At 73.1% G+C, this 25,377-nt stretch carries 24 protein-coding genes; 4 read left to right on the forward strand and 20 right to left on the reverse strand.

Annotated elements, in window-relative coordinates; all coding sequences use genetic code 11:
- Window positions 1-7: 7 nt before the first annotated feature.
- From hydA to AB0O29_RS00125, 7 genes are all read right to left on the reverse strand, one after another.
- Window positions 8-1,408 carry a dihydropyrimidinase gene (gene hydA, locus AB0O29_RS00095; RefSeq protein WP_365143497.1) on the reverse strand — a complete coding sequence of 467 codons (1,401 nt, stop codon included), beginning with the start codon at window positions 1,406-1,408 and terminating at the stop codon, window positions 8-10.
- Window positions 1,409-1,419: 11 nt separating this feature from the next.
- Window positions 1,420-2,715, reverse strand: coding sequence for an aspartate aminotransferase family protein (locus AB0O29_RS00100; RefSeq protein WP_365143500.1), 1,296 nt, complete (start codon window positions 2,713-2,715; stop codon window positions 1,420-1,422).
- Window positions 2,712-3,554, reverse strand: a complete 843-nt coding sequence (locus AB0O29_RS00105) for a nitrilase-related carbon-nitrogen hydrolase (RefSeq protein WP_365143503.1) — start codon at window positions 3,552-3,554, stop codon at window positions 2,712-2,714. Before AB0O29_RS00105 ends, AB0O29_RS00100 begins: the two co-directional genes overlap by 4 nt.
- Before the next feature lie 181 nt (window positions 3,555-3,735).
- On the reverse strand, window positions 3,736-5,055 hold the full coding sequence (locus tag AB0O29_RS00110) for an MFS transporter (protein ID WP_365143506.1): 1,320 nt from the start codon (window positions 5,053-5,055) through the stop codon (window positions 3,736-3,738).
- 384 nt (window positions 5,056-5,439) lie between these two features.
- A complete protein-coding gene (locus AB0O29_RS00115; RefSeq protein WP_365143509.1) occupies window positions 5,440-6,951 on the reverse strand; it encodes a hypothetical protein in 1,512 nt (503 codons plus the stop codon).
- Between the two features lie 77 nt (window positions 6,952-7,028).
- Window positions 7,029-7,163 carry a hypothetical protein gene (locus AB0O29_RS00120; RefSeq protein WP_365143512.1) on the reverse strand — a complete coding sequence of 45 codons (135 nt, stop codon included), beginning with the start codon at window positions 7,161-7,163 and terminating at the stop codon, window positions 7,029-7,031.
- A gap of 102 nt (window positions 7,164-7,265) precedes the next feature.
- Window positions 7,266-7,517 carry a helix-turn-helix transcriptional regulator gene (locus tag AB0O29_RS00125; protein WP_365143515.1) on the reverse strand — a complete coding sequence of 84 codons (252 nt, stop codon included), beginning with the start codon at window positions 7,515-7,517 and terminating at the stop codon, window positions 7,266-7,268.
- A gap of 64 nt (window positions 7,518-7,581) precedes the next feature.
- Between AB0O29_RS00125 and map the strand changes: the two genes are divergently transcribed.
- Entirely contained in the window at window positions 7,582-8,349 is a 768-nt protein-coding gene (gene map / locus AB0O29_RS00130) for a type I methionyl aminopeptidase (protein ID WP_365143518.1), read from the forward strand.
- 3 nt (window positions 8,350-8,352) lie between these two features.
- Here the strand turns inward: map and ggt are convergent, their stop codons facing one another.
- Entirely contained in the window at window positions 8,353-10,152 is a 1,800-nt protein-coding gene (gene ggt, locus AB0O29_RS00135; protein WP_365143521.1) for a gamma-glutamyltransferase, read from the reverse strand.
- A gap of 101 nt (window positions 10,153-10,253) precedes the next feature.
- Here ggt and AB0O29_RS00140 point away from each other — a divergent pair, with 101 nt between their 5' ends.
- Window positions 10,254-10,976 (forward strand): hypothetical protein, encoded by a 723-nt coding sequence (locus AB0O29_RS00140; RefSeq protein WP_365143524.1) that lies wholly within the window; start codon window positions 10,254-10,256, stop codon window positions 10,974-10,976.
- On the opposite strand, the gene AB0O29_RS00145 is transcribed toward AB0O29_RS00140, so the two are convergent.
- From AB0O29_RS00145 to murJ, 5 genes are all read right to left on the reverse strand, one after another.
- On the reverse strand, window positions 10,936-12,222 hold the full coding sequence (locus AB0O29_RS00145; RefSeq protein WP_365143527.1) for a cytochrome P450: 1,287 nt from the start codon (window positions 12,220-12,222) through the stop codon (window positions 10,936-10,938). The two genes, AB0O29_RS00140 and AB0O29_RS00145, sit on opposite strands and share 41 nt — an antisense overlap.
- Window positions 12,223-12,374: 152 nt before the next feature.
- Window positions 12,375-12,878 carry a hypothetical protein gene (locus AB0O29_RS00150; RefSeq protein ID WP_365143530.1) on the reverse strand — a complete coding sequence of 168 codons (504 nt, stop codon included), beginning with the start codon at window positions 12,876-12,878 and terminating at the stop codon, window positions 12,375-12,377.
- Window positions 12,875-14,338, reverse strand: a complete 1,464-nt coding sequence (locus AB0O29_RS00155) for a HAMP domain-containing sensor histidine kinase (RefSeq protein WP_365143533.1) — start codon at window positions 14,336-14,338, stop codon at window positions 12,875-12,877. Before AB0O29_RS00155 ends, AB0O29_RS00150 begins: the two co-directional genes overlap by 4 nt.
- Before the next feature lie 9 nt (window positions 14,339-14,347).
- The gene (locus AB0O29_RS00160) at window positions 14,348-15,028 is read right to left on the reverse strand and encodes a response regulator transcription factor (RefSeq protein WP_365143536.1); all 681 of its coding nucleotides are present in this window, start codon (window positions 15,026-15,028) and stop codon (window positions 14,348-14,350) included.
- 41 nt (window positions 15,029-15,069) lie between these two features.
- Window positions 15,070-16,713, reverse strand: a complete 1,644-nt coding sequence (gene murJ / locus AB0O29_RS00165) for a murein biosynthesis integral membrane protein MurJ (RefSeq protein ID WP_365143539.1) — start codon at window positions 16,711-16,713, stop codon at window positions 15,070-15,072.
- Window positions 16,714-17,057: 344 nt separating this feature from the next.
- Between murJ and AB0O29_RS00170 the strand changes: the two genes are divergently transcribed.
- On the forward strand, window positions 17,058-18,284 hold the full coding sequence (locus AB0O29_RS00170) for an Ig-like domain-containing protein (protein WP_365143542.1): 1,227 nt from the start codon (window positions 17,058-17,060) through the stop codon (window positions 18,282-18,284).
- Between the two features lie 142 nt (window positions 18,285-18,426).
- Complete coding sequence (locus tag AB0O29_RS00175) at window positions 18,427-20,016, forward strand: alpha/beta fold hydrolase (protein WP_365143545.1); 1,590 nt, start codon at window positions 18,427-18,429, stop codon at window positions 20,014-20,016.
- A 34-nt stretch (window positions 20,017-20,050) separates the two neighbouring features.
- On the opposite strand, the gene AB0O29_RS00180 is transcribed toward AB0O29_RS00175, so the two are convergent.
- From AB0O29_RS00180 to AB0O29_RS00210, 7 genes are all read right to left on the reverse strand, one after another.
- The gene (locus AB0O29_RS00180; RefSeq protein ID WP_365143548.1) at window positions 20,051-20,929 is read right to left on the reverse strand and encodes an amino acid ABC transporter permease; all 879 of its coding nucleotides are present in this window, start codon (window positions 20,927-20,929) and stop codon (window positions 20,051-20,053) included.
- A complete protein-coding gene (locus tag AB0O29_RS00185; RefSeq protein ID WP_365143551.1) occupies window positions 20,926-21,570 on the reverse strand; it encodes an amino acid ABC transporter permease in 645 nt (214 codons plus the stop codon). Before AB0O29_RS00185 ends, AB0O29_RS00180 begins: the two co-directional genes overlap by 4 nt.
- Window positions 21,571-21,586: 16 nt before the next feature.
- Complete coding sequence (locus AB0O29_RS00190) at window positions 21,587-22,504, reverse strand: glutamate ABC transporter substrate-binding protein (protein WP_365143554.1); 918 nt, start codon at window positions 22,502-22,504, stop codon at window positions 21,587-21,589.
- An 11-nt stretch (window positions 22,505-22,515) separates the two neighbouring features.
- A complete protein-coding gene (locus tag AB0O29_RS00195; protein WP_365143557.1) occupies window positions 22,516-23,259 on the reverse strand; it encodes an amino acid ABC transporter ATP-binding protein in 744 nt (247 codons plus the stop codon).
- 152 nt (window positions 23,260-23,411) lie between these two features.
- Entirely contained in the window at window positions 23,412-23,855 is a 444-nt protein-coding gene (locus AB0O29_RS00200) for a DUF6278 family protein (RefSeq protein WP_365143560.1), read from the reverse strand.
- Window positions 23,856-23,929: 74 nt separating this feature from the next.
- Window positions 23,930-24,709, reverse strand: coding sequence for an exodeoxyribonuclease III (locus tag AB0O29_RS00205; RefSeq protein WP_365143563.1), 780 nt, complete (start codon window positions 24,707-24,709; stop codon window positions 23,930-23,932).
- Window positions 24,710-24,739: 30 nt separating this feature from the next.
- The gene (locus AB0O29_RS00210) at window positions 24,740-25,372 is read right to left on the reverse strand and encodes an MBL fold metallo-hydrolase (protein ID WP_365143566.1); all 633 of its coding nucleotides are present in this window, start codon (window positions 25,370-25,372) and stop codon (window positions 24,740-24,742) included.
- Window positions 25,373-25,377 lie beyond the last annotated feature (5 nt).

The raw sequence follows: 25,377 nt of genomic DNA on the forward strand, positions 1-25,377 counted from the left end.
CACCCCCTTAGAGGTACTGGCAGGTGGAGCGGTGGACGAAGGCCCCGTGGCCGGCCCGGCCGGTGTACTCGCGCCGGTCGATGACGAGTTCACCGCGCGAGAGCACGGTGTCGACGCGTCCGGTGATCCGCCTGCCCTCGTACGCCGAGTAGTCCACGTTCATGTGGTGGGTCTCGGCGGAGATGACCTGCTCGGCGTGCGGATCGTAGAGGACGATGTCGGCGTCGGAGCCCGGCGCGATGGTGCCCTTCCGCGGGTAGAGGCCGAACATCCGGGCCGGGGTCGCGCAGGCGATCTCGATCCAGCGGCGGCGGCTGATGTGCCCGTCCAGGACGGCCTGGTGCAGCAGGTCCATCCGGTTCTCCACGCCCGGGAGCCCGTTGGGGATCTTGGAGAAGTCCCCGCGGCCCAGCTCCTTCTGGCCCCGGAAGCAGAACGGGCAGTGGTCGGTCGAGACCACCTGGAGGTCGTTCGTGCGCAGCCCCCGCCAGAGCGCCGCCTGGTGTTCGCGCGGCCTCAGCGGCGTGGAGCAGACGTACTTGGCGCCCTGGAAGTCGGGCTCGGCGAGGTTGTCGGTGGACAGGAACAGGTACTGCGGGCAGGTCTCCCCGAAGACCGGCAGGCCCTTGTCGCGGGCGGCGGCCAGCTCGGCGACCGCCTCCTCCGCCGAGACGTGGACCACGTACAGCGGGGAGCCGGCGACCCGGGCCAGCTGGATCGCCCGGTGCGTGGCCTCGGCCTCCAGGAGCACCTTGCGGACCTCGCCGTGGTGGCGGGGGTCGGTCTCGCCGCGGGCGAGGGCCTGTTCGACGAGGACGTCGATGGCGATGCCGTTCTCGGCGTGCATCATGATCAGCCCGCCGTTGCCGGAGGCCCGCTGCATGGCGCGCAGGATCTGCCCGTCGTCGCTGTAGAAGACGCCCGGGTAGGCCATGAACAGCTTGAAGGAGGTGACGCCCTCGCCGACGAGGTGGTCCATCTCCTTCAGGGTGTGCTCGTTGACGTCCGAGAGGATCATGTGGAAGGCGTAGTCGACGGCGCAGTTGCCGTCGGCCTTGGCGTACCAGGTGTCGAGTCCCTCGCGCAGGGAGCGGCCCACGCCCTGCACGGCGAAGTCGACGATGGTGGTCGTGCCGCCCCAGGCCGCCGCGCGGGTGCCGGTCTCGAAGGTGTCGGAGGCGGAGGTGCCGCCGAACGGCAGCTCCATGTGGGTGTGCGCGTCCACGCCGCCCGGGATGACGTACTTGCCGCCCGCGTCGATGGTGCGGTCGGCCGTCCAGGCCGCGGCGGCGGCCGAGCCGGTGGCGGCGAGGGCCGCCACGCGGCCGTCCTCGATGAGGACGTCCGCGTGGAGCTCGTCGGCCGCGGTGACGACCAGGCCGCCTCTGATCAGGGTGCGGATGCTCATGTCGGTCCCCCCTACTCGATGGCGCGGAGCGCCTGTCCGAGGATCTCGGCCCCCTCTTCCGCCTCGGCGACGGTGAGGGAGAGCGGCGGTGCGATGCGCAGCACGCTGGTGTCGTGCCCGCCGCCCTTGCCGATGAGCAGGCCGCCCGCGCGGGCCGCCTCCAGGACGGCGGCGGCCGCCTGCGGGTCGGCGCGGTCGGTGCCGGGTTCGGTGAGCTCCAGTGCGGCCATCAGGCCCCGGCCGCGGACCTCCCGTACGGCGGGCGAGACGGCGGCGATGGCGCGCAGCCGCTCCAGGAGGAGGCCGCCGACGCGGCGGGCGTTGCCCTGGAGGTCGTGGTCCAGGAGGTACGCGAGGTTGGCGAGGCCGGCCGCCATGGTGACGGGGGAGCCGCCGAAGGTGGAGATGGAGTTGGAGTCGAGGCAGTTCATCACCTCGGCGCGGGCCACGACCCCGCCGACGGACATGCCGTTGCCGATGCCCTTGGCGAAGGTGAGGATGTCGGGCGGGCCGCTGCGGGCGTGGGCCTGCCAGCCCCAGAAGTTGTCGCCGGTGCGGCCCCAGCCGGTCTGCACCTCGTCGCTGATCCACAGGATGCCGTGCCGGTCGAGGACCTCGCGGAAGGCCCCGTACAGGCCGTCGGGGGGCGAGGTGAACCCGCCGACGCCCTGGATCGGCTCCGCGATCAGGGCGGCCACTCCCCCGCGCGCCTGGCCGAGCACGTCCTCCAGGTCGGCGACGGCGGCGGCGGTGAAGGCGGCGTCGTCGAGGTGGGCGAAGGGGCCGCGGCTGCGGACCGCGCCGTGGACGTAGTAGGTCTGGAGCGGGGAGAGGCTGGTCGGGGACCAGCCGCGGTTGCCGGTGATGCCGACGGTGGAGAAGGACCGGCCGTGGTAGCTGTTGCGCATCGCCAGGATCTGGTTGGAGCGGCGGTACGTGGTCGCGAGCAGCAGGGCGGTGTCGTTGGCCTCGGTGCCGGAGGTGGTGAAGAAGACGCGGGCGTCGGGGATGCCGGACAGGGCGGCGATCCGTTCGGCCAGCTCGATCATGGGCCGGTTGAGGTAGAGGGTGGAGGAGTGGATGATCCGCCCGGCCTGGTCGGCGACGGCCTTGGTGACCTCCGGCAGGGCGTGGGCGGTCATGGTGGTGAGGATGCCGCCGAAGAAGTCGAGGTAGCGGTTGCCCTCGGCGTCCCAGACGTGACGGCCCTCGCCGTGGGTGAGTTCGACAGGGCGGTCGTAGTAGAGCGCGAGCCAGTCGGGCAGGACGGTGCGGTGGCGGCTGTACAGGGGGGTCGGGTCGGTCACGGCTGAACCAGTCCTCCGTAGGCGTCGGGGCGGCGGTCGCGGTAGAAGGCCCACTGTTCGCGGACCTCCTTGATCAGGTCGAAGTCGAGGTCCCGGACGAGGAGTTCCTCCTCCTTGTCGCTGGCGACCTCGCCGACGAACTGGCCTCGGGGGTCGACGAAGTAGCTGGTCCCGTAGAAGTCGTTGTCGCCGTACTCCTCCTGGCCGACCCGGTTGATGGCGGCGACGAAGTACTCGTTGGCGACGGCGGAGGCCGGCTGCTCCAGCTGCCACAGGTACGCGGACAGGCCGCGGGAGGTGGCGGAGGGGTTGTAGACCAGCTGGGCCCCGGCGAGGCCGAGTTGGCGCCAGCCCTCGGGGAAGTGCCGGTCGTAGCAGATGTAGACGCCGATCCGGCCGACGGCGGTGTCGAAGACGGGCCAGCCGAGGTTGCCGGGGCGGAAGTAGAACTTCTCCCAGAAGCCCTTGACCTGCGGGATGTGGTGCTTGCGGTACTTGCCGAGGTAGCTGCCGTCGGCGTCGATGACGGCGGCGGTGTTGTAGTAGAAGCCCTCGCCCTCCTTCTCGAAGACGGGGACGACGATGACCATCCCGGTCTGGCGGGCCAGCTCCTGCATCCGGCGGACGGTGGGGCCGTCGGGGACGGGCTCGGCCCAGCGGTAGTGCTCGGGGTCCTGGACCTGGCAGAAGTAGGGGGCGTTGAACACCTCCTGGAAGCCGATGACCTTCGCACCCTGGGCGGCCGCCCGGCGGGCGTGCTCCTCGTGCTTGGCGATCATCGACTCGGTGTCTCCGGTCCAGGTGGCCTGGACGAGTGCGGCGCGGACGACTTGGGCCATGAGCTGCTCCTCGCGACGGGAACGCCGACTTCTACGCACGTAGACGGTGTCCGTAGGGAGTCGAAGGTAGGCCTCGTCACAGCGCGGGGCAAGACCACCTTGCGCGGTTGGAGTAGTCGATCAAGTTACGTCGCCACACGGTCGTTCGCGGTCAGCCGATGGACGTTTGACGCGGTCCCGGTCAGGCGGTGCCGTCGGCGCCGGCGGTGCGCATGCGGCCGTACGCGTACACGCAGCCGGCCAGCGCGAGATCGGACAGCAGCATGAACCCGATGGAGTAGGAGGACTGGGCGCTGTAGACCGCGCCCATGACCAGCGGCGGAACGAAACCGCCCAGGCCGCCGACGGCGCCCACGATGCCGGTCACGCTCCCGAGCTGCGGCTGCGGGGTGACCCGGGCGACCAGGGCGAACACGGCGCCGCCGGCCGTGCCCAGTCCGGCGGCCATCAGGAGCAGGCAGACCGTGGCGGTGGGCGCGAGGACCGGGTCGAAGGCTTGCAGCACCGCGAGGACGGCCACCCCGCCCAGGGCCCAGGCCGTCACCACGGCCGGGTGGACCCGGTCCGCCAGCCAGCCGCCGATCGGCCGGAACACCACGGTGACCAGGGCGAATCCGGCGGCCCTGGTGCCGGCGTCGGTCGGGCTGAGGCCGTACCAGGTCTTGAGGTAGGTCGGCAGGTACACCCCGAACGCCACGATCCCGCCGAAGCCGATGGCGTACAGGGCCGACAGTTCCCACGTCACCCGCAGCCGGCCGGCGGCGGCCAGCCGGGCGGCCAGGGGGGCCGTCGGCACGGACCGCCCGGGCCGGTCGCGCAGCAGCAGCGCGGCGACCACGGCGTACGCGGCCAGGGCGGCGGCCAGGACGAGGAAGGGCAGGTTCTCGCCGTGCCGGTACATCCGCGGCGTGAAGTAGCCCGAAAGGGCGACGCCGCCCATGCCCATGCCGAAGACGCCGAGGGCCGCGCCACGGTGCCGGGGCGGGAACCAGGAGTTGACGAGGGGGACGCCGATGGCGAACGTCGTGCCGCCCAGGCCCAGGACGAAGCCGACCGCGAGCAGGGCCCCGTACGAGCCCTTGGCGGGGATGAGCAGCAGGACGGGCACGATGGTCAGGGCGCTCACCAGGGGGAACAGCCGTCGGGCGCCGTACCGGTCGGTCAGGGCGCCGACGGGCACCCGGCCGACGGAGCCGACCAGGACGGGCACGGCGACCAGGGTCGACTGGGCGAGGGAGCTCATGTGCAGGCGCTCGTCGAGATCGCTCGCCAACGGGGCGATGAGGTCCCAGGCCCAGAAGGTCAGGGTGAATCCGACGGTGGCGACGGCCAGGTTGAGCCAGGCGGCGGACGCGGGCCGCTCCGCCCCGGGCCCCGCCCCGGCCGCGACGTCCGCCGTGACGCCCGTCGCGGGGGCGGACGGCCGGGGCTCGGCAGGACCGGGCGCGGGGGGCCCGCCGCCCCTCGTGGCGGGGGATCCCGTGTCGTCGTGGCCGGCCATCGGCACGCTCCCTGCCCCGTCGCGCGGGCGTCGGGCGAGCCGCTCGGGCCCGCGGAGTGCGGTGACGCCACTCATCGTCGGCGCCGTCGGGCGGGGGCGCATCTCGACGCCGTCGAGGCCTCCGACGACCCCGGCCTGTGGCTGATGGCCGCCCGGGGGCGCCGCCCGGGGGCGGATCCGGGGCGGCGCCGCACCGGGCGTGCCCGGCCACGACCACGTGGACGACCGGGCCGCCCGGCAGGTCCCCGCCCGCGTGGTGCCGGACGGGGACGGCGCCGAGTTCGTGATCACCTTCTTCCGGCCGCCCGGCTTCACCGACGCGTTCTCCGACGAGCGGACCGCCCCGGTCGACACCGGGCTCGCGGGGGGGCGCTGCGGCCCGGCTCAGGCGACGGGGAGGCCGGAGACGCGGAGGGTGTGGGAGAGGTCGCGGTGGCGGGCGGCCGAGAGGGCGCGGGCGGCGCGCAGCAGGCGCGGGGTGAACCAGTGCGGGTCGTGGCGGGCCAGGGCGGCCGTCTCGTCGGCGGTGCGGAGCCGGACGAAGGCCTCCAGCAGGGCCCCGGTCTCACGGTCCCGGCCGGCTCCGCCGAGGGCGAGGGCGGTTTCGGCGACCTGGGCGGCCGGGCGGGCCACGCCCTGGCGCAGCAGCCGGTCGGAGTCGGCCCGCCGGCCCGCGTCCGCGAGGGCCGCGGCGGCCTCGGCGAGCCGGCCGGGCGGGAGGGCGGCGGTCTCCCAGAGCAGGGTGTCCCAGTCGGCGGCCAGCCCGGCGTGCGCGAGTTCCGCGGCGAGCCCGGGGAGTTCTCCGGCGGGCCACAGGGCGGCCTCGCACAGCAGCGCGTGCGCCTCGCCGCTGTGGCCCCGGGCCCGCAGGGTGAGCAGCTCGGCGACGAAGGCCCCCCGCGCGACCCCCCGGGGCACGGCCCCGCCCGGGCCGGGTTCCGCGCCCCCGGGCCCCGTGCGGCCCCCGGGCTCGGCGGAGCCCCCGGGCCCCCGGGGCTCCGCCGCCTCCACGGCGAGCCCTTCGGCCGAGGCCCCGTACCAGGCGTCCGGGTACCCCCGCCGCACGAGCTCCGGGTCGACCGCCCCGGGCACCCCCGGCCCGGAGCCCACCCCGGAGTCCGGCCCGAAGCCCATCTCGGGGCCCACCCCGTGACCCGGCCCGAAGCCCATCGCGGGGCCCGACCCGGAGGCCACCTCGGGGCCCATCCCGTGACCCACCTCGGGGCCCATCCCGTGACCCGGCCCGGAGGCCACCCCGGAGCCCGGCCCGGGGCCCACCCCGGAGCCCATCCCGTGACCAGGCCCGGAGGCCATCCCGGGGCCCACCCCGGAGCCCGGACCGGAACCCGGACCCGAGCCCACCGCGGGGCCCACCCCGGAGCCGGCCGGGCCGGCCGGCAGGTGGCCCGCGGGGGCGGTGGGTAACAGGGGGTCGCGTTGGCGCGGGACCGCCGGGAGGGGGCGGAGGGCTGCGAGGCGGGAGCGGAGGTCCGTATGGCGGGAGCGCGCGCGGAGGGCGTCGTCCCGGGTCCAGGCCAGTTCGCGGGAGAGCGCCTCCGCCCGGGCCGGGTCGGCCGTGGCGCCCAGGCGGGCGGCCAGGGCGGCGAGGGCCTCCTCCACGGCGGCCAGCTGCCCGGAGGCCGTGACGAGCAGCGTCCGCAGCTCCCGCGCCCCGCCCGGCCGCGCGTCCCACGCGGCGACGGCGGCGGCCCGCAGGCCCGCCGCGTACGCCGCCTCCTCCCCCGCCCCGGCCCCGGGCGGGAGGTCCGCCAGGAGGGATTCCAGTACGTCCCACGGCGGTACGGCGATCCCGTCGAGACAGGCCCGCATCCCCTCGGGGTCCCGCCGCAGGAACTCCCCGTACCAGCCGGTCCCGGGATCCAGTCTCTGCGTCAACCCCCGCAGATAGTCAGTGAGTTGCCCGATCACCAGCGCAGTCGGCGTCTCCATCCCCGCATTGGACCGCACCCGTGTTACGGGCGCGCGACGGGAGTCTCAAACCTTGACGGCGAACCCGCGTCCGCCGGAGTGGAGCATGCGGCGGCCAGCAGGCCCGCCGCGAGGACGGCGCCGAGGAGCGCGAGACCGAGCCGCTTGGAGGAGTTCATGGCTGACACGCCTTCACCCCTGCCCCGGACTCGGCCTCCACCCACGCCGATTGGGCCGTCCGGCCGCCGGAGACGACCCGCGCGGGGCGCCGGCCGCCGCCGTCAGGCCGGGACCAGGGCGCAGCGGCGTATGACCTCGTCCAGCGAGAGGCCGAGGGCGCCGGCGAGGGCGGCGACCGTGAAGAAGGCGGGGGTCGGGGCCCGGCCGGTCTCGATCTTGCGCAGGGTCTCGGGCGAGAGCCCGGCACCGGCGGCGATCTCGACCATGCTGCGGCCGCCGCGCGCCTCGCGCAGCAGCGCGCCCAGCCGCTCGCCGCGCTCGCGCTCTTCAGGGGTCAGGGGGGTTCGCACCATGACCCCATCCTACCCCGCGCGCCCATAACTATCCCGTTAAACTTATACCGGTATAGTTATCGGCATGGTGAAACTGAAGACGGATGAGGCGATCGACGAGATGCGTGCCGCCGGCCGGGTGGTCGCGCACGCCCTGACAGCCGTACGGGAGGCCGCCCGGGTGGGCACGTCCCTCCTGGAGCTGGACGCGGTGGCCCGCGCGGTCCTGCGCGAGGCCCGGGCCACCTCCCCCTTCCTCGGCTACCGCCCGCACTTCGCGCCGGTGCCCTTCCCCGGGGTCGTCTGCGCCTCGGTGAACGACGCGATCGTGCACGGGATCCCCGACGGCTACCGGCTCCGCGACGGCGACCTGGTCAGCATCGACTGCGGGGCCCGGCTGCGCGGCTGGGTCGGCGACGCGGCCGTCAGCTTCACCGTCGGCGAGGCGCGCCCCGCCGACCTGCGGCTGATCGCCACCGCCGAGGCGGCCCTTGCGGCCGGGATCGCCGCCGCCGTCCCCGGCAACCGGATCGGCGACATCGCGCACGCGATCGGCGGCGTCTGCCGCGCCGCCGGCTACGGCATCCCGGAGGGCTTCGGCGGGCACGGCGTGGGCCGCAGCATGCACGAGGACCCGGGCGTCCCCAACGAGGGCCCGCCGGGGCGCGGCATGAGGCTGCGCCCCGGCATGGTCCTGGCGATCGAGCCGATGCTGATCGCGGGCGGCGGGGACGACTACGTCTGCGACCCCGACGGCTGGACCCTGCGGACCACCGACGGCTCCCGCGCCGCGCACGCGGAGCACACGGTCGCGATCACCGCCGGCGGCCCCAGGATCCTGACCGCCCTGTAGCCGCTACGGCCTCCCCTGCGGGTGCACGACCATCGCCGAGCCCCCGCCCCGCCGGGTGGTCTCGGCGGCCGCCAGCCAGCGGCCGTCCGGGAGCCGCTGGACGCCGGTCGCGGCGCCGATCTCCGGGTTCTGCCGGAACGCCTGCCCCAGGCCCTCCAGTTCGGTGCGCAGCGGGCTGTTCCACAGGGCGGGTTCCAGCTCGGTCGTGGTCTGGTTGCGCTGGCTGGCGCGCGGCGCCTTGATCGCGTCGACCAGCGGCAGGCCCCGGTCCAGATGGCCGAGCAGGGTCTGGAGCACGGTGGTGATGATCGTCGCCCCGCCCGGGGAGCCGACGGCCAGGACCGGGCGGCCGTGGTCGAGGACGATCGTCGGGGACATGGACGAGCGCGGCCGCTTGCCCGGGCCGGGCAGGTTCGGGTCCGGGACGCCGGGGGCGGCCGGGGCGAAGGAGAAGTCGGTCAGCTCGTTGTTGAGCAGGAATCCGCGTCCCGGGACGGTGATGGCGCTGCCGCCCGTGGACTCGATGGTCAGGGTGTACGAGACCACGTTGCCCCAGCGGTCGGCGACCGTCAGGTGCGTGGTGTTCTCCCCCTCGTAGGTGGTCGGCGCGGCCTGCCCGGTGCCGCCGCAGTCGGCCGGGTGGCGCGGGTCTCCGGGGGCCAGCGGGCTGGTCAGGGTGGCGTCCGGCTTGATCAGGCAGCCGCGCGAGTCGGCGAACCGCTGCGAGAGCAGCTCGCGGGTCGGGACGGACTGGGCGGCCGGGTCGCCGACCCAGCGGCCGCGGTCGGCGAAGGAGATCCGGGAGGCCTCGATGAAGCGGTGCAGGTACTGGGCCTCGGACAGCTTCGACAGGTCGGTGCGTTCCAGGATGTTCAGCGCCTCTCCGACGGTGGTGCCGCCGGAGGAGGAGGGGGCCACGCTGTAGACGTCCAGGCCTCGGTATCCGACCTGGGTCGGGGCCTGCCGCTTGGTCCCGTACGCGCGCAGGTCGGCAGCCGTGAGGTCGCCCGGGCGGACCTTGCGGGTGGCGGCCGGGTCGACCGGGGGCGTGCGGACTGCCTTGACGATGTCGTCGGCGATCGGCCCCCGGTAGAGCGCGCCGGTGCCCTTGCGGGCGAGCTCGGCGTAGGTGTCCGCGAGGTCCGGGTTCTTGAACTTCGATCCGACGACGGGGAGCTGCCCGCCGGGCAGGAACAGCCTGCGGGTGTCGGGGAAGTCGTTGAAGCGGCCCTGGTTGGCCTCGGTCTGGGCGCGGAAGGTGGCGTCGACGGTGAAGCCGTCGCGGGCCAGTTTCTCGGCCGGGCGCAGCAGCTGGGCCAGCGGCTTGGTGCCCCAGGCGTCGAGGGCGGTCTTCCAGGTGGCGGGGGTGCCGGGGACGCCGACGCCGCGGCCGCTGGTCTGGCCCTCCTCGAAGGGGATGGGGACGCCGTTCTCCTGGAACAGGGTCTCGGTGGCCGTGGCGGGCGCGGTCTCGCGGCCGTCGACGGTCTGCACCCGGTGGGTGGCGGCGTCGTAGTAGACGAGGTACCCGCCGCCGCCGACACCGGCCGAGTACGGTTCGGTGACCCCGAGCGCGGCGGCGGTGGCGATCGCCGCGTCCACGGCGTTGCCCCCGGCCCGCAGGACGGCGATCCCGGCCGCGGAGGCGTCGGCGTCGACGCTGGCGACGGCCCCTCCGTAGCCGACGGCCACGGGCACCTTGGCCGGGGCGGCGGCCGGGGCGGGCGGAGCGGCGGCTCCGGTGGAGACGAGCGCCCCGGCGAGGGCTGCGAACGCTAACTGACGTGCTGCGGAAACGCGCATCCGGTTCCTCCAGTCGACTGCCTGTCAGATCACGGGTCGGAAGCCTAGCTTCGCGGCGCCCCCGGCGTCATGGAGGCGGTGCGGCGGCTACCATCCGCCGCATGAACGACGACGTGCGCAACATCGTGCTCGGAGTGGTGGCCACCGCCGTCAGCGGCGGTTTCGGCTGGTTCACCCGGACGTACCTGTGGCGCCGGGCGCTGCGCCGCAAGCAGGCCTTCTTCGGGCTGCCGGCCGGCTCGGACTGCCTGTTCGTGGCCAACCGGCAGATGGGCGGCACGGAGTCCTCGCTGCACCGCAGCGACGCCTTCGCGCTGCTGGAGATATCCGCCCTGATCAGGGACTGCGGGGCGACCGTGCGGATCGTCACCCACGAGGCCCGCCAGGGGTTCGGCGAGCGCGCCGAGTTCTGCGTCGGCGGGCCCGCCTCCAACTCCCGTACGGTGGCGCACCTGCACGCGATGCTGCCGGGGGTCCGGGTGGACCTCTCCACCGAGGCCGGCCCGGACCGGGGGGCGATAGCCGTCGGCGGGGAGGCGTACCGGTGGGAGCCGGGGCTCGTCGAGTACGTGCTGCTGGCGCGGCTGACGACCGATCAGGGATCGCGGCCCGTCTTCCTGCTGTCGGGGCAGACCGCCAACAGCAATCAGGCCGCCGCCCGTTACCTGGCCCGCCATCACGATCGGCTGGCCCGCAGCTACCGCGGCGCCTCCTTCTGCCTGCTGCTGAAGGTGGTCAACTCCGATGCGTACGGCCCCGATGTGACGGAGCTGGTGGCGGACGTCACCGCTGCGGCGCGGACACCCGCAGCGGCAGCCGCGTGATCCCGTTGATGAAGTTGGAGACCAGCCGGCGGGGCTCCCCGGCGAGTTCGGGCGCGGGCATCGCCGTACGCCACTCCTCGTAGAGGGTGCGCAGCTGGAGCCGGGCGAAGTGGGCGCCGAGGCAGACGTGGGGGCCGTCGCCGAAGGAGACGTGCGGGTTCGGGGAGCGGCCGAGGTCGAGGCGGTGCGGGTCGGTGAAGACGCGTTCGTCGTGGTTGGCGGAGGCGTGGAAGACCACCACCTTCTCGCCCGCGCGGATCCGGGTCCCGGCGAGTTCGGTGTCGCGGGCGGCGGTGCGGCGGAAGCTGAGCACCGGCGGGTGGACGCGCAGGAGTTCCTCGACGGCCCGGTCGAGGGGTGCGGTGCCGTCGGCGAGGGTGCGGTAGGCGTCGGGGTCGCGGGCCAGGGCGAGGAGGCCGCCGGGGGCGGCACTGCGTACGGTGTCGTTCCCGGCGACGGTCAGCAGGAAGAAGAACATCTCCAGCTCGGCGGGGTCCAGCCCGCCCTGGGCGAGGACGGTCATCACGTCGTCGCCGGGGTGCGCCCGCTTGTGCGCGGCGAGTTCGCGGGCGTAGCCGAACATCTCGCCGAGCAGGGCCGGCGAGCGGGGGTTGAGCGGTCTGCCGTCGGGGCCGAGGAGCGGGGCGGGGCTGTCCTCGGGGTCCTGGTAGCCGATGACCCGTACGGTCCACTCGAGGAGGAGGCCCCGGTCGGAGGCGGGGACGCCGAGCAGGTCGGTGAGGTTGAGGAGGGCGTACTCGTCGGTGACGGCCCGTACGAGGTCGGCGGCGCCGTCCTCGGCGCCGTCCCGGGCGGCGGCCAGGAGCGTACGGGCGCGCTCGCGGACCCGGCCGGCGAAGGCGTCGACCCGGGCGGGGGTGAAGGCCCGGGAGACCAGGCGGCGGAGCCGGCCGTGCTCGGGAGGGTCCTGGTTGAGCATGGTGCGCCGCAGGAAGGGCAGGTCGGCGGGGTCGGGGTCGCGGATCTGGGTGGCGCCGAGCCGGGAGGAGTACGCGGTGTGGTCGCGCAGGACGCGGACCACGTCGGCGTGCCGGGTGACGGCCCGGAACCCGGGCCCGGCGGGCCACCCCAGCACCTCCGGTTCCTCCTGCCGGGACACGGGGTGGCGGTCGCGCAGGAGGCGGTAGCGCTCGTGCGGGACGCCTCCGGCGTAGAGGCGCGGGTCGAACACGTCGGGCACGCCGGCCGGGCGGCGGGCGGCGGAATCGGGTGCGGCGGCTTCCATGGCCCACAAGGTGACGCCCCGCACCCCCCGCCCGCAAGGGCCCGGCGCCAGGGCAGGCCGGCGGCACGGCAGGCAGGGGCCGGGGCAGCGCGGGCGGGCGTCCAACGCCGAGCCGGGCGGGCCCCGGCGCCCGCCCGCAAGGGCCCGGCGGGTCAGTGGCCCGCGTCGCAGCGGGCCGGGGCGAGGGTGGTGTCGGTGCCGCGCAGGACCGCCTCGTACAGCGGGTCCACGGTGGACAGGGCGCTGCACACCAGCTGGCGGCGGCCCAGCGGGTCGAGGCCGGCGACGGGGAAGGGCAGGCGCACCTCCAGCCGGTCGGTGACGACGATGGCGACCCCGCCCTCGGCGGCCTCCTCCCCGACCACCGGCACCCGGGTGCCCAGCCCCGCCTCCCGTTCCGCCGATCCGGGTCCGCGCAGCAGCCCGACCACGCTCCCCCGGGGCCCGCCCTGGGTGTACTCGGGCTGCGGGGCGGGGACCAGCCGGCCGTCGGGGGTGACGAAGTAGGCCATGGAGCCGCCGGCCCGCGCGACCGCGACCCGCGCGGCGGCGCCGCTCTCCACGACCCCGGTGGGCTTGATCCCGCAGGCGGTGGCCGCCAGCAGCGGGGCCAGCAGCGCGGCGGCCACGGCGGGGCGCCGGAACGGCCGGCTCATGCGGACGCCTCCAGGGGCATGTCGAGGGTGAAGACCGCGCCCCCGTACGGGTCCGTCCCCTCCTGGGCGTTGGCGGCGGTGAGGGTGCCGCCGTGGAGGCGGACGTTCTCCAGGCTGATGGCCAGGCCGAGGCCGCTGCCGGCGGAGCGGGTGCGGGCGGCGTCGGCCTTGAAGAAGCGGTCGAAGATGTGCGGCAGCACCCCGGCGGCGATGCCGGGTCCGCTGTCGGCGACCTCCACCACGAGGCGTTCGCCCTCCGGACGGGATGCGGTGCGCGCGGTGATCCGTACGGGGGCGGCGCCGTGCCGCAGGGCGTTGCCGACGAGGTTGGCGAGGACCACGTCGAAGCGGCGGGGGTCGAGGCGGGCCCGGACCCCTTCCGGCAGGCGGGTGGTGACGCGGCCGTCGTCCCAGTGGCGGCGCTGGAGGGTCTTGCCGACGGCTTCGGCGAGGTCCACGTCGTCGAGGTTGAGGCCGGCGGCGCGGGCGTCGAAGCGGGAGATCTCCATCAGGTCCTCGACGAGCACGGCGAGCTTCTCCGTCTCGGCGCTGATCAGGCGCAGGGCCTTGGCGGTGTCGGGGTCGAGGTGCTCGGCGTCCTCGTCGAGGACCTCGGTGACGGCGAGCATCCCGGCGAGCGGGGTGCGCAGTTCGTGGGAGACGTCGGCGGCGAACCGGCGGGCCCGCACCTCGGCCTCCCGCAGTTCGGCCACCGACTCCTCCAGCGCGCCGGCGGTCTCGTTGAAGGTGCGGGCCAGGCCGGCCAGTTCGTCGGCGCCGCGGACCTCGATGCGGGTGTCCAGGCGGCCGCGGCCCAGGTTCTGGGCGGCGCGGCGCATGTCGCGCACGGGCCGCAGCACGCTGCGCGCCGCGAGCAGGGCGGGCACCAGGGAGATGGCCAGCCCCGGGACGGCGCCTTGTTTGGCGGCCTGGACCATGGCGTCGACGGTCTGCTGTTCGGTGGAGAGCGGCATGACGGCGTAGAGGACGGCGCCGGTGGCCTCGCGGGCTCCGTTGTGGAGGAACACGGCGGGCATGCCGATGGTCAGGTACGGCTCGCCCCGGTCGTCCGTGACCCGCTGGAAGGCCCCGTGGGGGTGGTCGGAGACCTGGCGGCGGAGGGTGTCGGTGAGGACGTCGGAGACGGGTGCGCCGAGGTCGGCGGAGGAGGCGCGCAGGGTGCCGTACTCGCCGAAGACCACCCAGGGGTGCGGTTTGCCGCGCCGGCCTAGGTCGTCGACGACGCTCTGGAGCTGGCGCTGGTCCAGCGGGAGGGTCAGGGCGACGGCCTCCAGCTGGTCGCGCAGGGTGCTGACGGCGGTGTCCTGGCTCTGGGTGAGGACGGCGCTGCGCGCCTGCCGGTAGGTGAGGGCGGCGGTGCTGACCGCGCAGATCGCGGCGACCAGGAGGAAGGCGGCGATCAGGCGGGTGCGCAGGCCGAACGGCGCGCGGCTGGGCACAACGGTCTCCTAGAGCGGCCCGAAGCGGTAGCCGAAGCCCCGCACCGTCTGTATGTAGCGGGGGCCGTGGGCGGGGTCCTCGATCTTGTGGCGCAGCCGGCGCACGCAGGCGTCCACGAGCCGGGCGTCGGCGTGGTAGCTGTGCTCCCACACGCTCTCCAGGAGCTGCTGGCGGGAGAAGACCTGTTCGGGGCCGGCCGACAGGTGGAGCAGGAGTTTGATCTCGCTGGGGGCGAGGGCGAGCCGTTCGCCGTTGCGGGCGACGGTCAGTCCGGCGCGGTCGACGGTGAGCTCGCCGTGCTGTTCGACGCCGAGGCGGCCGGGGGTGTCGGGGCGGCGGCGCAGGACGGCCTTGATGCGGGCCTCGATGATCTCGGTGCGGGCGGGTTTGACGATGTAGTCGTCGGCTCCGGCCTCCAGGCCGACGACGATGTCGAAGTCGTCGCCGCGCGCGGTGAGCATGATGATCGGGACCAGGCTGGTCTCGCGGATCCGGCGGCAGACCTGGACGCCGTTGATGCCGGGGAGCATCAGGTCGAGGAGGACCAGCTCGGGGTGGAAGGCGCCGGTCAGGGCGAGGCCCTCCTCGCCGGTGCCGGCGGCTCTGACCTCGTGGCCCCTCCGGCGCAGGCCGAGGGCGACTCCTTCCCGGATGGAAGGGTCGTCCTCGATCAGCAGTACGCGTGGCATCCGTTCCAGTATCCCAAGGTGTTCTGCCGCCTTTCCTCCCCCTATCGGCCGGCCTTGCGGCGCAGGGAGTCCAGCAGGTCGGTGATCTCGGTAAGGCGCAATGGCCTGGCGAGGAGTACGACGACCAGGGCGAGGGCCGCGGTTCCCGCCGCGGCCGCCGCGAACGGGCCGAGGGCGTCGGCGGCGCGGGCGGCCCCGTATCCGGCGGCGGCCGCGGGCAGGCAGGCGGCGAGCAGCCGCAGGTGGGTGCGCAGGGCGGCGGCGCGGCGGGGGCCGGTGCGCGGGCCGAGCCGGCGGGAGAGGGCGTACGCGGTGACGACGGCGCCGCCGATGAAGGCGAGGGAGGTGGCTGCGGCCATGCCGGTGACGGCCCAGCGGGGCGGGAGCAGCAGGTAGGCGGCGTAGGAGAGGCCGGCGTTGAGGGCCACGATGACCAGGTTGAGGAAGAAGGGGGTGCGGGTGTCGGAGAGGGCGTAGAAACCGCGCGCGAGGACGTACTGGGCGGAGTAGGCGACCAGGCCGGGGGCGAAGGCGATGAGCATGCCCGCCATGGCGGCGACCCCCTCGGGGGTGACCTCTCCGTATCCGGAGACGCAGTCCATGATCCACGGGGCCAGGGCGGCGAAGAGGGCCGCCGCCGGCAGGACGAGGGCGGCGCTGGAGCGCAGGGCGTAGGAGACGTCGGCGCGGACGGAGCCGAGGTCCGCCCCGGCGGCGGCCGCGCTCATCCGGGGCATGAGGGCGGTGACCAGGGAGACGGTGACGATGCCCTGCGGGACGACCCACAGCTGGTAGGCGCTGCTGTAGGCGGCGTAGCCGAAGCCGGAGCCGCCCGGCCGGTCCTGGACGGTGGTGGAGAGCTTGGTCACCACCCAGTAGGCGAACTGGTTGGTGAGGACGAGCAGGACCAGCCAGCCGGCGTTGCGCAGGGGGCGGGTGAGGCCGCTGCCGCGCCAGTCGAAGCGGGGGCGCCAGCGGAAGCGGGCGGCGCGCAGCGCGGGGAGCAGGGCGAGGGCCTGGACGACGATGCCGGCGGTGGTGCCGAGGCCCAGCAGCCGGGTCTCGGCGGCGGTGAGGCCGTCGCCGCCGGCGGCGGCCTTCAGGAACCAGCCGAAGACGGCGATGATCACGAGGTTGTTGAGGACCGGGGTCCACATCATCGCGCCGAACCGGCCGCGGGCGTTGAGCACTTGGCCGAGCAGGGTGAACAGCCCGTAGAAGAGGATCTGCGGCAGGCAGAACCGGGCGAGGGCGACGACCGTGCTCCGCTGCGCGTCCGTGTACGAGGAGGGGGTGTACGCGTCGACGACCAGCGGTGCGGCGAGGACGGCGGCGGCGGTGAGTACGAGGAGGGCCGCCGTGCAGGCGGTCAGCAGCCGGTCGGTGTACGCGCTCCCGCCGTCGCGGTGCTCCTTGGCGGCGCGGACGAGTTCGGGGACGAAGACGGCATTGAGCGCGCCGCCTATGAGGAGCATGTAGAGGATGTTCGGCACGGTGTTGGCGACGGCGTAGCCGTCCCCGAGGAACCCGGTGCCCAGCGCGGCCAGGACCACGGCGGAGCGGACGAAGCCGGTGGCGCGGGAGACGACGGAGCCGGCCGCCATCAGCGCGCCGCTGCGCAGCACCGAGCTCTTCGCCGGTGCGGGGTGCTGCGCCGCGGCGGGTCTGGTGTCGGTGGCGGTCACGGGCGGTCTCCCGGGGGTCGGGTACGGGGGTCGAAGGGGGAGGGTACCCCGGGCCGGCTCCCGGCCCCCGCACCGGAATTCACATCCGGAAGGTGCCGTTCGGCTCTTTCCGCCGAGCCGAAAGTCCTTTATCCGGGGCTGACACGGCCGCCCGCACGACTTTCGGCCACGATCGTGAGAACCGGTCACCCGGCCCCGCCGAAGCGGAATGTGACCGTTCGGCAACCGTTTCGCTGCGGCCCATGTCACAACGGCAACAGTCGGCTTTTCCGGGGAATGCGCAACCTAAAGTCGTCACGTTCACTCCTTCCTTGTGAACGATCATTGCTTTGGAGGGACTTTCCTTGAGCCGCACACGCCGTACCGCACTTCCGCGCCGCGGGTTCCGCCATGCCGCGCTCGCCGGCACCGCGCTGCTGGCCGCCGCGCTGACCGCCTGCTCGGGCGGCTCGGACGGCGGCGCGGGCGGCGGCGGCGCCAAGGCCGACGCGAAGAACAAGCCGGCCATGGCCGTGTCGGTGAACCTGACGGGCGAGCAGGTCAAGGCGGGTGAGCCGGTCAAGGTCACCATCGCCGACGGCAAGCTGGCGCAGGTCAAGGTGACCGACGGCAAGGGCGGCGAGCTGGCCGGCCAGATCGCCGCCGACGGGAAGACCTGGACCTCGGGCCGCAACGCCGCGCCGAACACCGACTACAAGGTCGAGGCGCAGAACACCGACAGCCAGAGCGCGACCGCGCAGTTCAAGACCTCGGCCGCCGACAAGGTGAACAAGGTCTCGATCAACATCTCCAAGGGCAGCACGGTGGGCGTCGCGATGCCCGTCTCGCTCGTCTTCGACAATCCGGTGAAGAACAAGGCCGAGGTCGAGAAGCAGCTGAAGGTGACCACCTCGAACAACACCGAGGGGTCCTGGGGCTGGTTCAAGGACTATTCCGGCAACGACCGGGTGGACTGGCGTCCTAAGGACTACTGGAAGTCCGGAACCGACGTGAAGGTGGAGATGAACCTGAACGGCGTGGACTCCGGCGCGGGCGGCGGACTCTTCGCCCGCGATTACACCACCGAGTTCAAGATAGGCAAGGACCGCCGGATGGAGGTCAGCCTCGACACGAAGAAGATGTCCATCACCGAGGACGGCCAGACCGTCAAGACGGTTCCCGTCTCGGCGGGCACCCCGGGCGGCCAGAAGGCCTCCTGGTCCGGGAAGATGGTGCTGATGGCGAAGGAGGGCACCATCCGGATGGACTCCCAGACGGTGGGCCTCGGCGACGCCTACGACAAGATGGTCGACTACTCGATGCGGGTGACCTGGTCGGGCATGTACGTGCACGCCGCCCCGTGGAACTCGGCCAACTTCGGCAGCGCCAACACCAGTTCCGGGTGCGTGGGGATGAGCGACGCCAACGCCAAGTCCGTGTACGAGCTGGTGCAGCCGGGCGATGTCCTCGAGGTGGTCGGCAGCGGCTCCAAGGGCAAGGCGGACCTCGGCAACGGCTACGGCGAGTGGAACCTGAGCTGGGACCAGTGGAAGGCCAAGAGCGCGCTGTCCGGGGCCACCCAGGCGGGCTGAGGCCGGCCGGTGCGGACGTCGGCGGAGCCTGACGTTCCACCAATTGTTACCGCTACGTAACTTACTGGCGGGTTACCTTGAGTAAGCCCCTCCCGTTACCGTCGGGTCACTTTCGGACACCGGCGCACGCGAGGAGCGTTCGATGAGAGCCCGCCCCCACACCGCAGCGGCCGCGGCCGCCCTGATCGCGGCGACCGCCCTGGGCCTGGCCCCCCACCAGGCCCGGGCGGCCACGGCCGCCGCACCGCAGGCCCCCCTCCAGGCGTCGTCGGACCTGAGCTTCCACGACATCCCCGGCTCCGGCGGCATCACCCTCAAGGGCAACGTCTTCACCCCGGCCGGAGCCGAGCCCGGCCGGCGGTACCCGCTGATCGTGCTCCCCACCAGCTGGGGGATGCCGCAGGCCGAGTACCTCGCCCAGGCCAGGCAGCTCGCCGACTCCGGCTACACCGTGGTCAGTTACACCTCCCGCGGGTTCTGGCTCTCCGGCGGGCAGATCGAGACGGCCGGACCGGCGGACATCGCCGACGTCTCCGCCGTCATCGACTGGGCGCTGGCCACCACCCCCGCCGACCCCGCCCGCGTGGGCCTGGGCGGGGTCTCCTACGGGGCGGGCATCAGCCTGCTGGCCTCCGCGCACGACCCCCGCGTCAAGGCCGTGGTCGCGCTCAGCGGCTGGGCCGACCTGATCGAGTCCATCTACTCCGGCCGCACCCAGCACCTCCAGGCGGCCGGGATGCTCGGCGCCGCCGGCTACCTCACCGGCCGTCCCGGACCCGAACTCCAGACGGTCCTCGGGGACTTCCTCGGGTCGAGGCTGGAGAAGGAACCCGCGATGATCGAGTGGGGGAAGAAGCGCTCCGCCTCCGAGCAGATCGACCGGATCAACGCCAACGGCGCCGCCGTCATGCTGGGCAACGCCTGGGGGGACACCATCTTCCCGCCCAACCAGTACGCGGACTTCTTCGAGAAGCTCACCGGCCCCAAGCGCCTGGAGTTCCGCCCCGGCGACCACGCCACCGCCGAGGGCACCGGCCTGCTCGGCCTGCCCAACGACACCTGGACCAACGCCCACCGCTGGTTCGACCGCTACCTCAAGGGCGAGCGCAACGGGGTGGACGCCGAGCCCCCGGTCCAGATCAAGTCCCGCAGCACCGAGGGGTACGAGGGCTACGCCGACTGGAAGTCGGTCGGCTCCGGCGGCACCGAGAGGCTCCCGCTCGCCGACAGCGAGCACCTCTGGGCCAACGTGGACTCCGGCGCCGACGGCGGCGTCGTCCTCCTCTCCAGCGTCCTCGACCAGTTCGCCAAGGCCCCGCCGACCGCCTCCATCCCCCTGCTCCCCCGCGCCTTCGCCGCCGTCTGGCAGTCCCCGCGCTACGACCGGGAGCGCCGCGTCCGCGGCACCGTCCGCCTGCACACCACCGTCACGCCCACCAAGGGCGACGGCACCTTCATCGCCTACCTCTACGACGTCGGCCCGCTCGGCATCGGCAAGCTGGTCAGCAACGCCCCTTACACCTTCCACGGGAAGACCCCCGGGCAGTCCTTCGGCGTGGACCTGGACCTCTTCTCCACCGCCTACGACGTGCCCGAGGGCCACCGGCTCGCCCTCGTCATCGACACGGTCGACCCGCTCTACATCGAGCACAACCCCACCGGCGCGCAGCTGACCTTCTCCTCGCCGCGCACCGACCCCTCGTACGTCTCGGTGCCGCTGCGCGAGCAGTGATCCGCGGCCGCGGCCGGGGAGGCGGGCTCCGCGCCTACCTCCCCGGCAGCAACGTGCCCGGTTCGGCGGGGGCGACCTCGACGGCCCCGGTCTTGAGGCTGCGCCGCTCGCGCCGGGCCACCCAGGTGGCGAACCAGGACAGCAGCATGCACATCCCGATGTAGATCGGCGAGATGATCATCACCACGGGGATGAACGGCAGGTCGTAGTCCAGGTTCGAGGCGATCAGCTTGCCCGCGTGCAGGAACTCCTCGTAGGTGATCAGGTAGCCGAGCGAGGTGTCCTTCAGGGCCACCACCAGCTGGCTGATGATCGTGGGCAGCATCGCCCGGACCGCCTGCGGCGCCAGCACGAAGGTCATCACCTGGGTCTTGCGCATGCCGAGCGCGTACGCCGCCTCGCGCTGGCCCCGCTCCACGGAGTTGATGCCCGTACGGAAGACCTCGGCCAGCACCGAGCCGTTGTAGAGCGTCAGCCCCGCCACCAGAGCGGGCAGCGGCTGCACCTTCAGCGCCACGAAGATGAAGAAGATCATCACCAGCACCGGCATGGCCCGGAAGAACTCCACGCACAGGGTCGCCAGCCAGCGCAGGGGCCGGTGCACCGAGAGCCGGCCGGTGGCCAGCACCGCGCCGAGCACCAGCGAGAGCACCGAGGCGTACAGGAAGGCCTTGAGGGTGTTGCCGAGGCCCTTGAGCAGCAGCTCCTGGATGCCCTGGTAGACGAAGGGGCGCCATTTCGCGGCGGTGAACTGGTGGGTGTCGAAGAGCAGGTAGAGGATCCAGGCGAGCAGTCCGAGGATCACCACCGTCGAGGCGATCCCGTAGAGGAAGTGGCGGCGCAGGGTGTTCGGGCCGGGCAGGTCGTAGAGGGCGGTGGACTCCTGGTCCCCGTGGAGCGCGTGCGCGGTCATCGGGCGACTCCGTAGCGCTTCTCCAGCACGTTGAAGAGCGCGCTGATGGACAGGGTGATGATCAGGTAGCCCACGGCGATCCAGACGAAGGTCCAGATGATGCTGTAGCCCAGCTCGTTGAGGGTCTTGTACGTGCCCAGCAGCTCGGTGACGCTGAAGGCGCCGGCGATGGCCGAGTTCTTGGCGAGGGCGATCAGCGTGGAGCCGATGGGCGGGATGACCGAGCGGAACGCCTGCGGGAGCACGACCGTGCCCAGGGTCTGCCCGAAGGTCATCCCGAGGCTGCGGGCGGCCTCCCCCTGCCCCTTGGGCACGGTGTTGATGCCCGAGCGCAGCGCCTCGCAGATGAAGGCCGAGGTGTAGCAGCCGAGCGCGAGGACGGCGAAGAGCTGGAAGGGCAGGACCAGCCCGAAGCGCGGCAGGCCGAGCAGCACGGCGAAGAACAGCAGGGTCAGCGGGGTGTTGCGCAGCACCGTCACCCAGACCGTGCCGAAGACCCGGAAGGAGCCGACGGGCGCGACGCGGAAGGAGGCCATCAGGAAGCCGAGGACGAGGGCGACGAGCGAGGCGTAGACGGTGAGTTCGACGGTGCCGAGGAAGCCCTTGCCGTAGAGCGCGAAGTTGTCGGTGAGTACGTGCATGGTGTGCGCTCTCCCCTCAGCCCGCGGGGTAGCGGTCGATGGCGGGCGGTTTCGGGGCGGGCTGGCCGGAGAGGCCGAGCGTGGCCTCGTAGGCCTTCTTCCAGTCGCCGTTCCTCTCGTGCGCCTCCAGGGCGTCGTCGAGGGCGAAGCGCAGGGCGTTGTCGGAGCGGGGGACGCCGATGCCGTAGGGCTCCTGGGAGAAGGGCCTGCCGACGACCTTGAGCTCCTCGGGGACCTTGGCGGCGTAGCCGAGGAGGATGGAGTCGTCGGTGGAGACGGCGTCGACCTGGTAGGTCAGCAGGTTGTCCACGCAGACCGAGTAGGTGTCGTAGGCGACGAGCACCGCCCGGGGGTAGTCCTTCTGGAGCCGCTGGTACGGGGTGGAGCCGGCGGCCGAGCAGACGCGCTTGCCGGCGAGGTCGTCGGGGCCCTTGACGTCCTTCTCGTTCCGGCGGACCAGCAGGGACTGGCCGGCCATGAAGTAGGGCCCGGCGAAGCCGACCTGCTTCTTGCGCTTGTCGTTGATCGTGTAGGTGCCCACGTAGTAGTCGATCTGGCCGTTCTGCAGGGCCGTCTCGCGGTTGGCGGAGGCGATCGTCTTGAACTCGATGCCCTTGGGGTCGAAGCCGAGCGAGGCGGACATCATCTTGGCGATCTCGATGTCGAAGCCGGAGTAGACGCCGGTGGCGGGGTCCTTCTCCCCCATGTACGGCTGGTCCTCCTTGGCGCCGACCACGAGGTGTCCGCGCCGCTTCGCCTTCTCCCAGGTGGGCGAGGCGGGCAGGCTGAAGGCGGTGTCCACCCGGTACACGGGCAGGTCCTCGGCCTGGGGCCCCTTGACCGGGGGGCTGCCGCTGCGGCCGCAGCCGGCGGCGCCGGCCGTGAGCAGGACGAGGGCCACGGCGAGGGCGAGGGCGCGCGGGGTGTGCTTCATCGGGCCGCCCCTCAGTGCTTGAGGATCTTGGAGAGGAAGTCCCGGGCCCGCTCGCTCTCGGGGGCGGTGAAGAACTCCTCCGGGGTGCGGTCCTCGATGATCCTGCCGTCGGCCATGAACACGACGCGGTTGGCGGCGGAGCGGGCGAAGCCCATCTCGTGGGTGACCACGACCATGGTCATGCCCTCGGCGGCGAGCTGCTGCATCACCTCCAGCACCTCGTTGATCATCTCGGGGTCGAGGGCGGAGGTGGGCTCGTCGAAGAGCAGGGCCTTGGGGTTCATGGCCAGGGCGCGGGCGATGGCCACGCGCTGCTGCTGTCCGCCGGAGAGCTGGGCGGGGAACTTCTCGGCCTGGCTGGCGAGGCCGACCCGGTCCAGGAGCTCCCGGGAGCGCTTGTCGGCCTCCTCCCGGCCCCGCTTCCTGACCTTGATCTGGGCGAGGGAGACGTTGGCGAGGACGGTCTTGTGCGCGAAGAGGTTGAAGGACTGGAAGACCATGCCGACCTCGGCGCGCAGCTGCGCCAGGTCCTTGCCCTCGGCGGGCAGCGGCCGGCCGTCCAGGAGGATCTCGCCGGAGCCGATGGTCTCCAGGCGGTTGATGGTCCGGCAGAGGGTGGACTTCCCGGAGCCGGAGGGGCCGATGATCACCACCACCTCCCCGCGGCCGACGGTGAGGTTGATGTCCTGGAGGACGTGCAGATTCCCGTAGTGCTTGTTGACGTCCCGCAGCTCGATCAACGGTTCGACGGCCATACGCTGCCCTGCCCACTTGTCGGTGTGTCGAGGTCAGCGCAAACTATCCAGCCGCCGAAGGGGACTTCACCTCGACACGCCCGAAAGGTACATAAAGTACATTGACGCTTTAATGGACCGGCTTGGCGGATCGGCTCAACGGATCGGCCCGGTCAGCCCTCGGAGGCCTCGGCGTAGGCCTGGCTGAGCTCGGGGGAACCCGTCATCGCCCAGGACACCCCCGACTCGACCACGTTGAGCTCCCGCCCCGAGGCCAGCCCGATCACGGGCTGGCCGTCGGGCCGGACCCGCCAGGAGGTCCCCGGGATGCTGCGGACGATCACGGTCCCCAGGTAGAAGCCCGCGTCGTTGCCCAGCCAGGGCGCCGCCTCGGGGTCGCGCCGCCAGCGGGGCATCAGCTGGTCGAGCGCCTCCAACGAGGCCGGGGTCTGGTCGAGTTCCAGCCCCGCCGCCCTCGCCTGCGAGCGCAGCAGCTCGCACTCCGCGAACATCTCGCCGATGCCCTCGGGGTCTTCGTCGAGGGCGGCGGCGAGTCCCACGGCGCCCTGTACCGTCTCGTCCCGGTGCAGCCAGTTGGCCAGGAAGGGGATGTGCATACCGACCAGCCTGGCACCAGGATCCCCCGCTGGCCACAGGGCGCGCCCCGATCGCCGGTCCTTCCGGAGATCTCCTACAGATCGAGGTCGACCACGACCGGCGCGTGGTCGGAGGCGCCCTTGCCCTTGCGCTCCTCGCGGTCGACGTAGGCGTCCTTGACCGCCTTCGCGAACGGCTCGTTGCCGTACACCAGGTCGATGCGCATGCCCTTGTTCTTGGGGAAGGCCAGCATCCGGTAGTCCCAGAAGGTGTACGGGCGGTCGTACTTCAGGGCGCGCGGCACCACGTCGGAGAGGCCGGCGGCGCGCAGCGCCTCCAGGGCGGCCCGCTCGGCGGGGGTGACGTGCGTGAGCCCCTCGAAGACCGCCGGGTCCCAGACGTCCTCGTCGGTGGGGGCCACGTTGAAGTCGCCGAGCACCGCGAAGGGGCGCGGGCCGGCCGCGTCCTCGGCGACGGCGGCGCCCAGGGCGCGGAACCAGTCGAGCTTGTAGCCGTAGTGGTCGTGCTCGACCTCGCGGCCGTTGGGCACGTACACCGACCAGACGCGCGCCCCGCCGCAGGTGGCGGAGATGGCGCGGGGCTCCTGGACGCCCTCGTAGTCCGGCCCGCCGGGCAGCCCGACGACGACGTCCTCCAGCCCCACCCTGGACAGCAGGGCGACGCCGTTCCACCGGCCGGTGGCGTTGACGGCAGACTCGTAGCCCAGCTCGCGCAGCGCGTCGGCGGGGAACTGCTCCGCCGAGCACTTGGTCTCCTGGATGCAGAGCACATCGGTGCCCGAGGCCTCCAGCCAGGCCAGCAGGCGGGGCAGCCGGGCGGTGATCGAGTTGACGTTGAACGTGGCGATACGCATGCCCACCAACCTACCGCCCGGCACCGACACTCAGAGGGCGGCGCTCTCGCCCGCTCCGAGCCTGCTGTGGGGGGCGCCGCCGAGGTTGGCCAGGGCCGTGTCGTAGATCGGCCGGGCGATGTCGGCGAGGTAGGCGTCGTGGATGTCGATCGCCCGGCGCGGCTTGACCTCGCGGACGTAGTCGACCACTTCGGCGATCTTGTTCCAGGGGGCGTGCACCGGCAGCATCAGCGTGTCGACGGGGGCGTCGGGGACGGTCAGCGCGTCCCCGGGGTGGAAGAGGGAGCCGTCGACGAGGTAGCCGACGTTGGTGACGCGCGGGACGTCGGGGTGGATCACGGCGTGCAGTTCGCCGTGGACCTGCACCTCGAAGCCGGCCGCGGTGAAGGTGTCCCCGTGGCCCACGGTGTGCACCCGGCCCGGGTAGGCGGCGGACATCCGCTCGGCGACGCTGCGCAGGGTCCACAGGGCCGCCGCCGGGTTCGCGTCGAGGGCGGCGCGCAGCCGGCCCTCGTCGAAGTGGTCGGGGTGCTCGTGCGTGACCAGCAGGGCGTCCGCCCCGAGGCCCGCGTCCGGTTCGCTGAAGACGCCGGGGTCGATGACGAGCGTGTGCCCGTCCTTCTCCAACTGGACGCAGGAGTGCAGCCGTTTGGTGAGCTTCATGATCC

The sequence above is a fragment of the Streptomyces sp. NPDC089915 genome, from assembly GCF_040684675.1.
Lineage (GTDB): Bacteria > Actinomycetota > Actinomycetes > Streptomycetales > Streptomycetaceae > Streptomyces.

Bases quoted from the DNA above. Each gene is read 5' to 3' on its own strand.
- AB0O29_RS00210 (WP_365143566.1), bottom strand. From the start codon at position 25,372: ATGAAGCTCACCAAACGGCTGCACTCCTGCGTCCAGTTGGAGAAGGAC.
- AB0O29_RS00200 (WP_365143560.1), bottom strand. From the start codon at position 23,855: ATGCACATCCCCTTCCTGGCCAACTGGCTGCACCGGGACGAGACGGTA.
- hydA (WP_365143497.1), bottom strand. From the start codon at position 1,408: ATGAGCATCCGCACCCTGATCAGAGGCGGCCTGGTCGTCACCGCGGCC.
- AB0O29_RS00150 (WP_365143530.1), bottom strand. From the start codon at position 12,878: ATGAGCCGGCCGTTCCGGCGCCCCGCCGTGGCCGCCGCGCTGCTGGCC.
- AB0O29_RS00140 (WP_365143524.1), top strand. From the start codon at position 10,254: ATGAACGACGACGTGCGCAACATCGTGCTCGGAGTGGTGGCCACCGCC.
- AB0O29_RS00105 (WP_365143503.1), bottom strand. From the start codon at position 3,554: ATGGCCCAAGTCGTCCGCGCCGCACTCGTCCAGGCCACCTGGACCGGA.
- AB0O29_RS00175 (WP_365143545.1), top strand. From the start codon at position 18,427: ATGAGAGCCCGCCCCCACACCGCAGCGGCCGCGGCCGCCCTGATCGCG.
- AB0O29_RS00125 (WP_365143515.1), bottom strand. From the start codon at position 7,517: ATGGTGCGAACCCCCCTGACCCCTGAAGAGCGCGAGCGCGGCGAGCGG.
- AB0O29_RS00195 (WP_365143557.1), bottom strand. From the start codon at position 23,259: ATGGCCGTCGAACCGTTGATCGAGCTGCGGGACGTCAACAAGCACTAC.
- AB0O29_RS00160 (WP_365143536.1), bottom strand. From the start codon at position 15,028: ATGCCACGCGTACTGCTGATCGAGGACGACCCTTCCATCCGGGAAGGA.
- AB0O29_RS00145 (WP_365143527.1), bottom strand. From the start codon at position 12,222: ATGGAAGCCGCCGCACCCGATTCCGCCGCCCGCCGCCCGGCCGGCGTG.
- AB0O29_RS00185 (WP_365143551.1), bottom strand. From the start codon at position 21,570: ATGCACGTACTCACCGACAACTTCGCGCTCTACGGCAAGGGCTTCCTC.
- ggt (WP_365143521.1), bottom strand. From the start codon at position 10,152: ATGCGCGTTTCCGCAGCACGTCAGTTAGCGTTCGCAGCCCTCGCCGGG.
- AB0O29_RS00110 (WP_365143506.1), bottom strand. From the start codon at position 5,055: ATGGCCGGCCACGACGACACGGGATCCCCCGCCACGAGGGGCGGCGGG.
- AB0O29_RS00190 (WP_365143554.1), bottom strand. From the start codon at position 22,504: ATGAAGCACACCCCGCGCGCCCTCGCCCTCGCCGTGGCCCTCGTCCTG.
- AB0O29_RS00205 (WP_365143563.1), bottom strand. From the start codon at position 24,709: ATGCGTATCGCCACGTTCAACGTCAACTCGATCACCGCCCGGCTGCCC.
- map (WP_365143518.1), top strand. From the start codon at position 7,582: ATGGTGAAACTGAAGACGGATGAGGCGATCGACGAGATGCGTGCCGCC.
- AB0O29_RS00180 (WP_365143548.1), bottom strand. From the start codon at position 20,929: ATGACCGCGCACGCGCTCCACGGGGACCAGGAGTCCACCGCCCTCTAC.
- AB0O29_RS00120 (WP_365143512.1), bottom strand. From the start codon at position 7,163: ATGAACTCCTCCAAGCGGCTCGGTCTCGCGCTCCTCGGCGCCGTCCTC.